Here is a 13437-nt window from a genome sequence, read left to right as displayed (position 1 = left end):
TCGGACGGGGACCTCAGAACAGGTGCACCAGTGACGAGGTCCCCGTCACCACCGCCCAGAACCGCAGGCCGCGCCCGGCGAGGCCGGTCAGCATGAAGATCCAGAACGGCACCCGCAGCGTCCCGGCGAGCACGGCCGTGACGGCGTACGGCGGGATGCCGGTGCTGGCGGACACGAACAGCAGGCCGGCCGTGAACCACGGCCTGCCCTCGGCGCGCTCGTGCCACTTGTCCAGCGAGGCCCGCGCCTTGGGCTTCTCGAGCTGGCGGTGGACCCACGGGGCGCGCTCGACGTGCATGCCGCCCCAGTACCAGAGGATCTTGCCGAGCATCTGCCCGATCGTGGCCGCGAGGAGCAGTCCCCACAGGTGGCCGGGGGCCTGGCTGACCGAGACGACGAGGATGGCCTCGATGTTGATGAGCGGCAGCAACGCGGAGGCGATCGAGGCGCCCAGGACGCTCCAGAACAGCATCAGCCCGCGGCGCCCGGTACCGGCAGGCCGATCTGCGCGAGGCGGCGCAGTGACACGCACTTGAGGACCAGCAGCGCGGTGGCGATCACGAGCCCCACCCACATCCAGCCGGTGACGAGCAGCAGCACGGCGAAGAGCGCGCTGTTGACCGCCTTGGCGGGCTTGGACCAGTTCCACAGCCAGATGGTGCGGTCGACGACGAAGAAGTAGTTGGGGCTGCGGATCGGCCAGGCGAGGAACGCGATCGACAGGAAGCAGTCGATGACCATGAACTCGGCGAGGTAGACGAAGATCGCCGGCGACAGGTCGGGCTGCAGCCACGCGAGCCCGATGTAGAACGCGGCGGCGTTGAACCGGTCGCACATGATGTCGAGGACGGCCCCGATGCGGGTCTCGCAGTCGCGCACGCGGGCGTAGAAGCCGTCGAGCATGTCGCCGACCCAGTAGACGCCGAGGGCGACGACCAGCAGCGTCAGGCTCTGCTGGTGGGCGGCCATGGCCGCCAGCACCACCGAGGCGATCGTCCGCACGAAGGTGATGACGGTCGCGCCGGTGAGCAGCCGTTCCTCGCGCACGCCGTAGCGGTCGCCAGGATCAGCCTCCGGCCCTCCCGCCGTGCCCTGCACCCCGCTCCCCACGCCCGGGATGTTAGCGGGTCAGGTCCACAGGTCGGGCCACGCGTGGCCGAGCTCGATGACCAGCTCGCGCAGCAGCGGCAGGCTCACGCCCACCACGTTGTGGTGATCACCCTCGATGCCGCGCACGAACGCACCGCCGACGCCGTCGATCGTGAAGGCGCCGGCGACGTGCAGCGGCTCGCCGGTCGCGACATAGGCCTCGACCTCGTCGTCGCTCACGTCGGCGAAGTGCACGAGGGTCGAGCCGGTCGCCGCGGCCACCCGCCCCGACGCCACCTCACGCAGGCTGTGCCCGCTGTGCAGGACGGCGCTGCGCCCGCGCATGGCACGCCACCGCTCCCGCGCATCGGCCGCGTCGCGGGGCTTGCCGAGCGCCTCGCCGTGCCCGCCCGATCCGGGGGCCGGCTGGAGCTCGAGCACCGAGTCGCAGCCCAGGACGAGCGCGTGGGGAGGTACGTCGTCGCGCGCGGCGACGGCGGCGCACTTGAGCTCGGCGAGCTGCAGCGCCAGCTCGGCCGGCGGCAACCCGTCGACCTGGGTCTCGTCGACCCCGCTCACGATGACCACCGGCTCGATGCCGGCCGCCCGCAGCGTGGCCAGGCGCGCAGGCGAGGCCGAGGCCAGGACCAGCGGCACGCGCGCGGTCGTCACAGGCGCCCCAGTGCCGTGCGCAGCGGGTCGAGCCCGAGCGAGCCCAGGTCGAGCGCGGCGCGGTGGAAGGACTTGAGGTCGAAGTCGGCGCCGTGGCGCTGCCGGACCTCGGCCCGCGCCTCGAGCCAGATGCGCTCGCCGACCTTGTAGGACGGCGCCTGGCCGGGGAGGCCGAGGTAGCGCTTGACCTCGAACTGGATGACCTCGTCGTCCATCTGGCAGTGCAGCCGCATGAACTCCAGCCCCAGCTCCGGCGTCCACGTCTCACCGGGGTGGAACGCGGTGCCGCCGGGGCCGAGCCGGTTGTCGTCGGGGATGGTGAGCTCGAGGTGCATGCCGATGTCGACGATCACCCGCGCGGCGCGCAGGGACTGGCCGTCAAGCATCCCCAGGAGGTCGGCGGGGTCGTCGAGGAAGCCGAGCTCCTCCATCAGCCGCTCGGCGTAGAGCGCCCACCCCTCGCCGTGCCCGCTGCACCAGCACATCAGCCGCTGCCAGCGGTTGAGCGTGTCGCTGCGGTAGGCCGTCTGGGCGACCTGCAGGTGGTGTCCGGGCACGCCCTCGTGGAACACGGTGGTGACCTCGCGCCAGGGGTGGAAGTCCTCGATGCCGTCGGGCACCGACCACCACATGCGTCCCGGTCGCTCGAAGTCCTCGGACGGGCCGGTGTAGTAGATGCCGCCGTCGTTGGTCGGGGCGAGCATGCACTCGATCCGCCGGATCGGCGCCGGGATGTCGAAGTGCACGTCGGCCATCGCGGTGATCGTGCGGTCGGCGAGGTCCTGCATCCACTCGCGGAACGCCTCGCGGCCCTGGACCACGCGGGTCGGATCGGCGTCGAGGTGGGCGACCGCGGCGTCGACGCCGGCGCCGGGGAGGATCTGCTCGGCGGTGGCGTCCATCAGGTCGGACAGCCGCTGCAGCTCGGCCCAGCCCCAGACGTAGGTCTCGTCGAGGTCGACCTCCGCGCCGAGGAAGTAACGGCTCGCGAGCGCGTAGACCTCCCGCCCGACCCCCTCGCGCTCCGCGCCCTGCGGCTCGAGCTCGTCGGTGAGGAACAGCCCGAACGCCGCGGTGGCGGCGCTCGCGGCACCGGCCAGGGCTCGCAGCTCGTCGCGGTCACCGCCCTGCAGGCGGTCGACGAGGCCGAGGTAGAAGTCGCCCGCCTCGCCGGACTGCCCGGTCCAGCGGCGCACCTGCTCGGCCACCTCGGCGTACTGCCGCGCCGCGACGACGTTGCCCTTGCGCGCCTCGTCGGACAGCGTCACGCGCAGGCCCTCGAGGGCGGCAGGTACGCCGGACAGGCGGGACGCGATGGCCGCGACGGCCTCCTCGCCCTCGGTCGGCATCAGGTCGAAGACGCCGCGGATCTCGTGCAGGGGGCTCCACAGCACCGACATGCGCGAGCGGTTGACGCCCGCCTCCTCCAGCTCGATCTCCAGCCGGGTCCGCTCGAGGAACGCGTCCCTCGCCGCCGCCTCGCGGTCGTCGACGGGGGTCGCGGCCTCGACGGCGGCGACGGCGCGCCGGGCCAGCGCCTCGCGGGCGTCGAAGCCGGCGGGGGAGAAGTCGGTCAGCTCGTGCTCGTGCCCGGCCACCCCGATCGAGGTGGCGGTCAGCGGGTCGAGGGCGCAGAAGTCCTCGACGTAGGCGTCGCAGAGGGCGTCGATCCGGCGCTCGTTCAGGAGGGGTTCGGTCACGCGGGCGACCCTAGACCGCTGCGGGGACAGGACTCACGGCGCCGGGCGCACCTCGATGCGGAGCTGCTCCCAGTCGTAGCGAGTGCCGTCGGTGACCGCGACATGGATCGGCCCGGAGCCTGCGAGGGTGGGCGTGCCGGAGAGCAGACCGCCGGAGCTGAGGGTGAGACCGGGTGGCAGCGACCCGAGCGAGGTCCAGGTCAGCCCGGAGGCCACGTTCGCCTTCAGCTGCTGGCTGTACGGCATGCCCACCGTGCCCGCCGGGAGGTGGTTGGACGCGGCGTTCACCGCGATCTGCAGCAGGTCGGCCGCGCTGGGCAGCACCCGGATGGTGAACTGCCTGCTCCCCGAGGCCTGGCCCACGACGCCGGTGACCGTGAACGTCCACACGCCGGCCTGGGAGGGCCGGCCGGTGACGTAGTTCGCGACCGGGTCCACGAAGTCGTCCCACACCAGCTCGAGTCCCGGCGGCAGCGACCCGGAAGTGATGCTCCAGTCGGCCCCGTCCGGGCACGGGGTGCAGGTCAGCTCCTGCCAGCCGTTGTTCACGTAGAGCCCGTCGGGGTAGGTGGCACCGACCGCGGCGTCGTCGAGCGGGAACGTCGTGACCGTCAGGCTCCCGGGTGGCACCCTCACCGTGACGGCGCGGGTGGCGGCGCCGGCGGCGTTCGCCGCCCGCACCACCGGCGTCCACGTCCCGGCGGCCGCCGCGGCGCCGCTGACCGTTCCGTCCGGCGAGAGCGACAGTCCCGGCGGGAGGCTGCCGTCGACGACGCTCCAGGTCAGCTCGCCGCCGCCGCCGACCAGGGCGGCCCGGTAGGAGATGTGCGGCTCGCCGGTGGTGAGCTCGGCGGTCGTGATCGACGGTGTGGTGGGCGCTCCAACGGCGCGGGTCGTGATCGACGTGTGCGGCGAGTCGGCGCCGTACATCAGCAGCCCTCCGTCCACGGAGAGCCAGTAGTCGTACCGTCCCACGTCCTTCATGCGGTGGGTGAGCGAGATCGCTCCACCGGGTCCGACGGTGCCGGTGGCGACAGGAGTCGAGATCCGGGACGGGCCACGGACCACGTGCACGGGTTGGCCCGCGAGCTCGGGTGCGGTGCGGCCGGTGAACGTCCACGGCTCGTCCCGGTAGGCGTCGCGTCCGCCGGGGCCTACGGCGTAGTCAGTGAGGAAGGCGAAGGTGTCGACCTGTTGCTTGGCCGACCTGGCCGGGGCGTAGGTCCGCGTGCCTCGGTAGGTCGCCATGTAGGAGCCCCGGAGGCGCACCTGCACGTCCTTGCGCCAGACGCCCTTGCGGCGCGTCGTGACCGTGCCGACCCTGGTCCAGGCCTTCGCCCCGCTGACGCGATGCCTGAGGACCACCTTCTGGCCCTTGAGGCCCTTGCCGCCTGACGTGAGCTTGCCGGACAGCCGGACCGTGGTGCCGTAGTGGGCCTCGTCCAGGCTGGCCCCGAGGGTCAGCTTCGTGGCCCGGGCCGCCTGGGCGCGCGAGTCCTGCGGGCCGTGGTCCGAGGGGTCTCCCGACGCCGGGACCGTGACGAGGCCGCCGCTCGCCGCGAGCGCGCTCGCGAGCAGCAGCAACCACCATCGACGACCAGCCATCGTCCACCCCCAACCGGAGCCTGAGCTGACGGCAACGTACGTCCGGCCGGGCCGCCGGCGGAGGTCGTGGGTCGAACGTCAGGCGAACCTTGACCTACTGGTCCAGCCCATCCGAGGGCGCCGGTGGGCCGGATCTATCGCGGCAGGCTGCTGGCCCGCCAGGCGCCGGGGCCGTGGCGGTGCGTGCGTCGTACGCCCCGGGCGGGGTTGCTCCACGCCGGCCGGGGTCGCTTCGGGGCCTCGCCGCCGCCCGACCCGAGCGCGGAGAACACCGCCACGAGGGCGGCGATCTCCTCAGGGGTCGCGTCCTTGCTGACGATCTTCAGGACCGGTGGCTGGGCACCGTTCTCGGCCGACGGCTCGTCGGTGGTCACAGCGGGATGTTCCCGTGCTTCTTGGGCGGGAGGGTCTCCCGCTTGGAGCGGAGCAGCCGCAGTGAGCGGATGATCTCCACGCGGGTCTCGTGCGGTGCGATGACGGCGTCGATGTAGCCCCGCTCGGCCGCGATGTAGGGGTTGGCGAGCGTGGTCTCGTACTCGTCGATGAGCTCGGCTCGCTTGGCCTCGACGTCGCCGCCCGCGTCGGCGACCTTCTTGAGCGTCTTGCGGTGCACGATGTTGGCCGCGCCCTGCGCGCCCATCACGGCGATCTGCGCGGTCGGCCATGCGACGTTGATGTCGGCGCCGAGGTGCTTGGAACCCATCACGTCGTACGCCCCGCCGTAGGCCTTGCGGGTGATGACCGTGATCAGCGGGACGGTCGCCTCCGCATAGGCGTAGATCAGCTTCGCGCCGCGGCGGATGATGCCCTGCCACTCCTGGTCGGTGCCGGGCAGGAAGCCCGGGACGTCGACGAACGTCAGGACCGGGATGTTGAACGCGTCGCAGAACCGCACGAACCGCGCGGCCTTCTCGGAGGCGTCGATGTCGAGCGTGCCGGCGAACTGCATCGGCTGGTTGGCCACGATGCCGACGGACTGGCCCTCCACGCGGCCGAAGCCGACGAGGATGTTGGGCGCGAACAGCTCCTGGACCTCGAGGAACTCCTCGTCGTCGAGCGCGGCGGTGATCACGTCGTGCATGTCGTAGGGCTGGTTCGGGGAGTCCGGGATGATTGTGTCGAGCGCCCGGTCGAGGTCGGTGAACTCCATGTCGGGCCGCTCGTCGTACTCCGGTGCCGGATCCAGGTTGTTCTGCGGCAGGTAGGACAGCATCGCCTTGACGTACTCGATGGCGTCCTCCTCGTCGGAGGCCATGTAGTGGGCGTTGCCGGACTTGGTGTTGTGGGTCCGGGCGCCGCCGAGGTCCTCCATCGTCACGTCCTCGCCGGTGACGGTCTTGATGACGTCGGGCCCGGTGATGAACATCGCGGAGGTCTGGTCGACCATGACCGTGAAGTCGGTGACGGCGGGGGAGTAGACGTGGCCGCCGGCGCAGTTGCCCATGATCATGCTGATCTGCGGGATGACGCCCGAGGCGTGCACGTTGCGGCGGAAGATCTCGCCGTAGAGGCCGAGGGAGACCACGCCCTCCTGGATGCGCGCACCGGCGCCCTCGTTGATGCCGATGATCGGGCAGCCGGCCTTGATGGCGAGGTCCATCACCTTGGTGATCTTCTCGCCGTAGACCTCGCCCAGCGAGCCGCCGAAGACCGTGAAGTCCTGGCTGAACACGCACACCATGCGCCCGTTGACCTCGCCGTAGCCGGTGACGACGCCGTCGCCGTAGGGCCGGTTCTTCTCCAGCCCGAACGCGGTCGAGCGGTGCCGCGCGAGCTCGTCGAGCTCGACGAAGGTGCCCTCGTCGAAGAGCATCTCGATGCGCTCGCGCGCGGTGCGGCGGCCCTTGGCGTGCTGCTTCTCGATCGCCTTCTCCGAGCCGGCGTGCACCGCCTCGTCGAGCCGTCGCTCCAGGTCCGCGAGCTTGCCCGCGGTCGTGTGGACGTCGATCTCCGACTCGGACGGGACGTCGGTGCCTTCACCCGGCTGTGCGCTCACGCCGTGGCCTCCTGTTGGCTGGTCGCGGGGTCCGGTCTGCCGGGGCGTGGTGCCCCGGGCCCGGTCTCTGGGGCAATCTAGACCCATGACGCCCAGCCCGGCACCGCGCCCACCCCTCGACCTCGACCGGCTGGTGACGCCCGCAGGCTGGCGCGTGGAGGTCGTCGAGTCGGCACCTTCCACCAACGCCGCCCTCGCCGAGCGGGCCCGCGCCGGCGAGGAGCCGGGGCTGGTGCTGGTCACCGAGCACCAGACGGCCGGGCGCGGTCGTCTCGACCGGGCATGGGAGACGCCGGCCCGCTCGTCACTGACGTTCTCGGTGCTGCTGCGCCCCGACGTGCCGGCGGCGTCGTGGCCGTGGCTGCCGCTGCTCACCGGGTACGCCGTCCAGGCCGCGCTGGGCGACCGGCTGCCCGACGTCGCGCTCAAGTGGCCCAACGACGTCCTCGTCGACGACGGCTCGGGCACCGGGCGCAAGGTCTGCGGGATCCTCGTCGAGCGGGTCGAGGCACCCGACGGCCCGGTGGCGGTCGTCGGCATCGGCATCAACGTCGACCAGACCCTGGACGAGCTCCCGGTCGCGCTCGCCACGTCGGTCTCGCTCGAGACCGGCGAGCCGGTGGAGCGCACCGGCCTCCTCGGCCAGGTGCTGGGCTCGCTGCACGGCCTCCAGGGCCTGCTCGACGACGTCGAGTCGCTGCGCCGGGCGTACGCCGACGTGTGCGTGACGCTCGGACGGACCGTCGACGTCCACCTGCCCGCGGGCGACGTACGCCGCGGCGAGGCGCTCGACATCGACGCCACCGGGGCCCTGGTCGTCGGCACCCACGACGGCACGTTCACGGTGGCCGCGGGCGACGTCGTGCACGTCCGTCCCGCCTAGCAGCCCGGGGCACCGGGTGACATGATCGGCGCGTGGCGTTCCCGAGCAAGCTCCTCAACCCCGGTGAGCACGTCGTCGTCTCCACCCGGTCCCACGTCAAGGCGCTCATCGTCCCCGTGCTCGTGGGCGTGCTGCTGATTGCGGCCGTGGTGGTGCTCAGCCGGCTCACCGACTCCACGGTGGCGGGCGGCGTCGCGGGCATCGTGGCGGCCCTGGTGGCCCTCTGGTTCGTGGTCCGGCCCGTCGTGTCGTGGCTGACCACGACCTACACCTTCACCAACCGCCGCTTCATCAAGCGCTCCGGCTTCATCGCCAAGGAGGGCCGCACGATCCCGCTCAACCGGATCAGCGGCGTCGACTTCGAGATCGGCGTGATCGACCGGATCTTCGGCTGCGGCACGCTCGTCGTCTCCGACGCCAGCACCGACGGCAGCGTCCTGCTCCACGACATCCCCGACGTCGAGCAGGTCCAGCTGCAGGTCTCCGACGAGCTCCACCGCCTCGCGAGTGGCGACCGCCGCGACGATGGCGCCTGACCGCAAGCGCCGCGCCGGCCTCCCCGGCACCGGCCCCCAGGGGGCGCCGGGGGAGCAGCTCGACCACGCGATCCTGCGCAGCGAGCCGGCGTTCAACGCCCTCGAGGTCGCCGCCGAGACCGGCGTCACGATCGAGCAGACCCGCCGGCTGTGGCGCGCGCTGGGCTTTCCGGAGTTCAGCGGCGAGAAGGCCTACACGGCCGCCGACATCAAGGCCGTCTCCACCCTCATGGGCTTCGTCGACTCGGGCGCCGTCGACTTCGACACGGCCGTCAACCTCACGCGCGGCGTCGGCCAGACCATGGCCCGCCTCGCCGACTGGGAGGTCTCCACGCTGGTCAGCCGCGTCGAGGAGATGGAGGCGGGCGAGGAGGCCACCGGCTCGCGCATCGGGTCGGCGCTGAGGCTCATCGACGAGGTCAACCCGCCCTTCGAGCGGCTCCTCGTCTACGCCTGGCGCCGCCACCTCGCCGCCGCGGTGGGCCGGATCGAGGCGATGGGCGCCAAGGACGAGGACCTCCACACGATCGACGTCAGCGTCGGGTTCGCCGACCTGGTCTCCTTCACCGCGCTGTCCAACACCCTCGACCGCGACGAGATCGGCGACCTCGTCGAGGTCTTCGAGAGCCGCTGCCAGGACGTCGTCGCCCGCTACGGGGGCCGGATCATCAAGAGCCTCGGCGACTCGGTCCTCTTCGTCACCAACACCGCCGAGGAGGCGGTCAGTGTCGCCGAGGGGATCATCAACGTCATCGGGCGCGACCCGAAGATGCCCGACGTCCGCCTCGGCCTCGCCAGCGGCCCGGTCGTCCAGCGGCTCGGCGACATCTTCGGCCCGCCGGTCAACATGGCCGCGCGGTTGACCCAGGTCGCCCGTCGCAACCGGCTGATCGTGGACCAGAACACCGCCGACCTGCTCCCCGACGAGGACTGGGAGGACCGGCGGCTGCCAGCCCGACCGGTGCGTGGCTTCGGCCTGGTGGAGCCCGTGGCCGTACGCCGCCGCTGACGCAGCGCAGGGTCGCTCGAGGTGGACCAGACCAGTTCGCCACAATTCACCCATAAGGACCACCAGCGGAGCGGGCGGTCCCTACGTTTCACCGCGTGTTGGCTGTGCAGGACGTACGACTCGACCCCACCTCGCGACAGGTGTGGCGTGGCGACCGCGAGATCAGGCTCTCCCGCAAGGAGTTCCAGCTCCTGCATGCCCTGATGGCGCGCCCGGGCGACATCGTCACCCGCGGGGAGCTGATGGCCGACGTGTGGCAGACGTCGTTCTACACGAACTCCAAGACCATCGACGTGCACCTCGGCTGGCTGCGCCGCAAGCTCGGCGACGACCCGCGCAAACCCACGCTGATCACCACCCACCGCGGGCGCGGCCTGCGCTTCGAGCCGGTCGGCGACCCGGTCGCCCGCTGAGCAGCGTCACCACTGCCGAGACCGCGGCCGGGACGGCAGCCGGGGTCGCATAGGCTCCGGTCGTGTCCTCGACCGGCTCGCACCGCGCTCCCACGCTCGCCGTCATCGGGGGCGGCCAGCTGGCCCGGATGATGGCCCAGCCCGCCATCGCCCTCGGGCTTCCGCTGCGCCTGCTCGCCGAGGCCGAGGGCGTCTCGGCCGCCCAGGTGATCCCCGACCACCTGGTGGGTGACTACACCGACCTGCCGACGCTCCGGAAGGTCACCGACGGTGCTGCCGTGGTCACCTTCGACCACGAGCACGTCCCCACCGCGCACCTGCACGCGCTCGCCGACGCCGGCGTCGCGGTGCGGCCCGGCCCGGAGGCGCTCGTCCACGCCCAGGACAAGGCGGTCATGCGGCGACGGCTCGCCGAGCTCGACGTGCCGTGCCCGCGCAACGCGGTGGTCACCTCGACCGCCGACGTGGAGGCCTTCGGCTTCCCGTGCGTGCTCAAGACCACCCGAGGTGGCTACGACGGCAAGGGCGTGTGGGTCGTCCGCACGGCGGACGAGTCCCGGGTCGCCTTCGACACCGCCGCGGCGGCCGGCGTGGAGGTGCTGGCCGAGGAGCTCGTCGACTTCCGGCGCGAGCTGTCCGCCCTCGTCGCCCGCTCGCCCAGCGGCCAGGCGGCGGCCTACCCCGTCGTCGCCTCCACCCAGCTCGACGGCATCTGCCACGAGGTGGTGGCCCCCGCGCCGGACCTCGCGCCCGCTCTCGCCGGTCAGGCGCAGGAGATCGCCCTGCGGATCGCCGGTGCGCTCGACGTCACGGGCATCCTCGCCGTCGAGCTCTTCGAGACGACCGACGGCCGGATCCTGGTCAACGAGCTGGCGATGCGCCCCCACAACACCGGCCACTGGTCCCAGGACGGCGCCGTGACGTCCCAGTTCGAGAATCACCTCCGCGCCGTCATGGACCTCCCGCTGGGCTCGCCGGCCCCACGTGAGCGCTGGACCGTGATGGTCAACATCCTCGGCGGACCCACCGACAGCGGCCACCTGTACGACGGCCTGCCGCACGCGATGGCACGTGACCCGCGGCTGCGGGTGCACTTCTACGGCAAGGACCTGCGCCCCGGACGCAAGGTCGGCCACGTCAACGCCTACGGCGACGACCTCGACGACTGCCTCGAGCGGGCGCGGCACGCCGCCGCCTGGTTCCGCGGCGACCTGGGCAACGAGAGCGAGTAGGGACATGAGCGAGACGCACACCCAGCAGGACGAGGCAGCAGCCGTGAAGGTCGGCATCGTGATGGGTTCGGACTCCGACTGGCCGGTCATGCAGGCGGCCGGCGAGATCCTCACCGAGCTCGGCGTGGCGTGGGAGGCCGACGTCGTCTCCGCGCACCGGATGCCCACCGGGATGATCGAGTGGGGCCAGCAGGCCCACACCCGCGGGCTGTCGGTGATCATCGCCGGGGCCGGGGGAGCGGCCCACCTGCCGGGCATGCTCGCCTCCGTGACGCCGCTGCCGGTCATCGGGGTGCCGGTGCCGCTGAAGTACCTCGACGGCATGGACTCGCTGCTGTCGATCGTGCAGATGCCCGGCGGCATCCCGGTCGCCACGGTCGCGATCGGCAACGCCAAGAACGCTGGCATCCTCGCCGCGCGGATCCTGGCGACGAGCGACCCCGACCTGCAGCAGCGCCTCGTCGACTACCAGGCGGAGCTCGCCGAGACCGCCCACGCGAAGGGCGACGTCGTACGCCGTGCCGCCGCCGGCGACAACCGCCGCGTCGGCTTCTGAGCCGGCTGGATACAGCTAGTCCCGGTCCCGCACCCGGCCGCGGAGGGCCTTGGTCGAGCCTCGCTCCTTCTTCGCCTTGAGCCGCCGCTCCTTCGCCCCGCGGGACGGCCGCGTGGGCCGGCGCGGCGGCGGGGGCGGTGCCAGCGCCTCGCGCAGCAGGTCGGCGAGGCGCTCGCGCGCGGCGACGCGGTTGCGGTGCTGGGAGCGGTGCTCGGACGCCGTGACGGTGATCCGTCCCGACGGCCAACGCCGCAGCGCCCGGGCCCGCTGGGTGTCCGTGAGCGCCGTGGAGGAGGCGACGTCGAGCTCGAGCTCCACCCGCGAGTCGGTGGTGTTCACCGACTGCCCGCCCGGGCCGGGCGACTTCGAGAAGCGCTCCACCAGCTCGACGGCGGGCACGACCAGGCCCTCGGGCAGGCCCGGGCCGGCGGGGACGAGGAGGTCGCGCATCCCCCCATTGTGGGATGAACGCCGGTGTTGCTTGACGGCGACCGCGTGAGGCACCAGCGTCTCGACCATGGGGGAGCAGCGTGTCGGCGTCGTGGGCGGAGGCATCCTCGGCGTCGCGATCGCTCGCGAGGTCGTCCGCCGGCGCCCGGGCACCGAGGTCGTGGTGCTGGAGAAGGAAGACCGGCTCGCCGCGCACCAGACCGGCCACAACTCCGGTGTCGTGCACGCCGGCATCTACTACAAGCCGGGCAGCCTGAAGGCCCAGCTGTGCGCCCGCGGCCGCGAGCTGCTCCGGGAGTTCTGCGCCGAGCACGCCATCGCGTACGACGCCTGCGGCAAGCTCGTCGTCGCGGTGGATGCCGACGAGATGGGTCGCTTCGACGCCCTCGAGCAGACGGCCCGTGCCAACGGAGTGCCGGGCCTGCGTCGGATCGCGGCCGAGGAGATCACCGACGTCGAGCCGCACGCCCGCGGTCTGGCGGCGCTCCACTCCCCGGAGACCGCGATCACCGACTACCCGGCGATCACCGAGGCGCTCGCCGACGAGGTCTTCGAGGCAGGTGGCGGCGTACGCCTCGGCGCGCGAGTCGTGGGCATCCGGCGGCAGGGGGACGCGGTCCTCGTGCAGGTCGAGGGCGACGCGACACCGCTGCGCCTCGACCACGTGGTGGTCGCGGCGGGGCTGCAGGCCGACCGGGTGTCGGCGCTCGTCGACGGCGAGCGCAGCCCGGCGATCCTGCCGTTCCGGGGGGAGTACCTCGGCGTCACCGCCGCCAAGCGGGACTTCGTGCGCGGCATGGTCTACCCGGTGCCCGACCCGCGCTACCCCTTCCTCGGCGTCCACTTCACCCGGCGGGTCGACGGCTCGCTCGAGGTCGGTCCCAACGCGGTGCTCGCCACGCGACGCGAGGGCTACCGGCGCCGTGACATCTCGGCCGCCGACCTGCGTGACGTGGTGGCGTGGCCGGGGTTCTGGCGGCTGGCGCGCGAGCACTGGCGCACGGGCGTCGACGAGGTCGTCGGCTCGGCGTCCAAGCGCGCGTTCATGCGCTCGGCGTCGCGCTACGTCCCGGACATCGGCGTCGCGGACGTGACCCGGGCCGGCAGCGGCGTACGCGCCCAGGCGGTCGACCGGGACGGCAGCCTCGTCGACGACTTCCGGATCACCCGCGCCGACGGCGTCACCTGCGTGCGCAACGCGCCGTCGCCCGGGGCGACCTCCAGCCTGGCGATCGCGGCCCACGTGATGGACGAGGTGTGGCAGCCCCGCGCGTGAGCCGGGCTGTCTAGGGTCCT

At 72.5% G+C, this 13437-nt stretch carries 15 protein-coding genes; 7 read left to right on the top strand and 8 right to left on the bottom strand.

Annotated features, from left to right (window positions below):
* Positions 1 to 13 precede the first annotated feature (13 nt).
* From JOD65_RS19970 to JOD65_RS19940, 7 genes are all read right to left on the bottom strand, one after another.
* On the bottom strand, positions 14 to 472 hold the full coding sequence (locus tag JOD65_RS19970) for a VTT domain-containing protein (protein ID WP_191194872.1): 459 nt from the start codon (positions 470 to 472) through the stop codon (positions 14 to 16).
* Positions 472 to 1110 carry a CDP-alcohol phosphatidyltransferase family protein gene (locus tag JOD65_RS19965; protein WP_307821292.1) on the bottom strand — a complete coding sequence of 213 codons (639 nt, stop codon included), beginning with the start codon at positions 1108 to 1110 and terminating at the stop codon, positions 472 to 474. The genes JOD65_RS19970 and JOD65_RS19965 overlap by 1 nt, the downstream gene beginning before the upstream one ends.
* An 18-nt stretch (positions 1111 to 1128) precedes the next feature.
* Complete coding sequence (locus JOD65_RS19960; protein ID WP_204811307.1) at positions 1129 to 1761, bottom strand: Maf family protein; 633 nt, start codon at positions 1759 to 1761, stop codon at positions 1129 to 1131.
* On the bottom strand, positions 1758 to 3461 hold the full coding sequence (locus JOD65_RS19955; RefSeq protein ID WP_307821290.1) for a DUF885 domain-containing protein: 1704 nt from the start codon (positions 3459 to 3461) through the stop codon (positions 1758 to 1760). Before JOD65_RS19955 ends, JOD65_RS19960 begins: the two co-directional genes overlap by 4 nt.
* Before the next feature lie 33 nt (positions 3462 to 3494).
* Entirely contained in the window at positions 3495 to 5066 is a 1572-nt protein-coding gene (locus JOD65_RS19950) for a putative Ig domain-containing protein (protein ID WP_191194873.1), read from the bottom strand.
* A gap of 134 nt (positions 5067 to 5200) precedes the next feature.
* A complete protein-coding gene (locus JOD65_RS19945) occupies positions 5201 to 5440 on the bottom strand; it encodes an acyl-CoA carboxylase subunit epsilon (RefSeq protein WP_191194874.1) in 240 nt (79 codons plus the stop codon).
* A complete protein-coding gene (locus tag JOD65_RS19940) occupies positions 5437 to 7062 on the bottom strand; it encodes an acyl-CoA carboxylase subunit beta (protein WP_191194875.1) in 1626 nt (541 codons plus the stop codon). The genes JOD65_RS19945 and JOD65_RS19940 overlap by 4 nt, the downstream gene beginning before the upstream one ends.
* An 85-nt stretch (positions 7063 to 7147) precedes the next feature.
* Here JOD65_RS19940 and JOD65_RS19935 point away from each other — a divergent pair, with 85 nt between their 5' ends.
* The 6 genes from JOD65_RS19935 to purE all read left to right on the top strand — a co-directional run bounded on the left by JOD65_RS19935 (position 7148) and on the right by purE (position 11691).
* A complete protein-coding gene (locus tag JOD65_RS19935) occupies positions 7148 to 7945 on the top strand; it encodes a biotin--[acetyl-CoA-carboxylase] ligase (protein WP_191194876.1) in 798 nt (265 codons plus the stop codon).
* Between the two features lie 32 nt (positions 7946 to 7977).
* Complete coding sequence (locus JOD65_RS24130; protein WP_191194877.1) at positions 7978 to 8481, top strand: PH domain-containing protein; 504 nt, start codon at positions 7978 to 7980, stop codon at positions 8479 to 8481.
* Positions 8471 to 9490 (top strand): adenylate/guanylate cyclase domain-containing protein, encoded by a 1020-nt coding sequence (locus JOD65_RS19925; RefSeq protein WP_191194878.1) that lies wholly within the window; start codon positions 8471 to 8473, stop codon positions 9488 to 9490. The genes JOD65_RS24130 and JOD65_RS19925 overlap by 11 nt, the downstream gene beginning before the upstream one ends.
* A 95-nt stretch (positions 9491 to 9585) precedes the next feature.
* Positions 9586 to 9903: a winged helix-turn-helix domain-containing protein gene (locus JOD65_RS19920; RefSeq protein WP_191194879.1), complete on the top strand. Its 318-nt coding sequence runs from the start codon at positions 9586 to 9588 to the stop codon at positions 9901 to 9903.
* Between the two features lie 62 nt (positions 9904 to 9965).
* On the top strand, positions 9966 to 11135 hold the full coding sequence (locus JOD65_RS19915; RefSeq protein ID WP_191194880.1) for a 5-(carboxyamino)imidazole ribonucleotide synthase: 1170 nt from the start codon (positions 9966 to 9968) through the stop codon (positions 11133 to 11135).
* 4 nt (positions 11136 to 11139) lie between these two features.
* A complete protein-coding gene (gene purE / locus JOD65_RS19910) occupies positions 11140 to 11691 on the top strand; it encodes a 5-(carboxyamino)imidazole ribonucleotide mutase (protein WP_191194881.1) in 552 nt (183 codons plus the stop codon).
* Positions 11692 to 11706: 15 nt separating this feature from the next.
* Here purE and arfB read toward each other — a convergent pair whose 3' ends face one another.
* On the bottom strand, positions 11707 to 12141 hold the full coding sequence (arfB, locus tag JOD65_RS19905; RefSeq protein WP_191194882.1) for an alternative ribosome rescue aminoacyl-tRNA hydrolase ArfB: 435 nt from the start codon (positions 12139 to 12141) through the stop codon (positions 11707 to 11709).
* Positions 12142 to 12208: 67 nt separating this feature from the next.
* Here arfB and lhgD point away from each other — a divergent pair, with 67 nt between their 5' ends.
* Positions 12209 to 13417 (top strand): L-2-hydroxyglutarate dehydrogenase, encoded by a 1209-nt coding sequence (lhgD, locus tag JOD65_RS19900; RefSeq protein WP_191194883.1) that lies wholly within the window; start codon positions 12209 to 12211, stop codon positions 13415 to 13417.
* The last annotated feature ends 20 nt before the right edge of the window (positions 13418 to 13437 follow it).

Origin of the sequence: Nocardioides cavernae (assembly GCF_016907475.1) — a bacterium.
GTDB classification, from domain to species: Bacteria; Actinomycetota; Actinomycetes; order Propionibacteriales; family Nocardioidaceae; genus Nocardioides; species Nocardioides cavernae.
Note: the sequence above shows the minus strand (reverse complement) of the source record. Positions and strands in the feature narration are given on the sequence as shown.

Coding starts and splice junctions, on each gene's coding strand:
- purE (WP_191194881.1), top strand. CDS start 11,140: ATGAGCGAGACGCACACCCAGCAGGACGAGGCAGCAGCCGTGAAGGTC.
- JOD65_RS19935 (WP_191194876.1), top strand. CDS start 7,148: ATGACGCCCAGCCCGGCACCGCGCCCACCCCTCGACCTCGACCGGCTG.
- JOD65_RS19970 (WP_191194872.1), bottom strand. CDS start 472: ATGCTGTTCTGGAGCGTCCTGGGCGCCTCGATCGCCTCCGCGTTGCTG.
- JOD65_RS19925 (WP_191194878.1), top strand. CDS start 8,471: ATGGCGCCTGACCGCAAGCGCCGCGCCGGCCTCCCCGGCACCGGCCCC.
- arfB (WP_191194882.1), bottom strand. CDS start 12,141: ATGCGCGACCTCCTCGTCCCCGCCGGCCCGGGCCTGCCCGAGGGCCTG.
- JOD65_RS19950 (WP_191194873.1), bottom strand. CDS start 5,066: ATGGCTGGTCGTCGATGGTGGTTGCTGCTGCTCGCGAGCGCGCTCGCG.
- lhgD (WP_191194883.1), top strand. CDS start 12,209: ATGGGGGAGCAGCGTGTCGGCGTCGTGGGCGGAGGCATCCTCGGCGTC.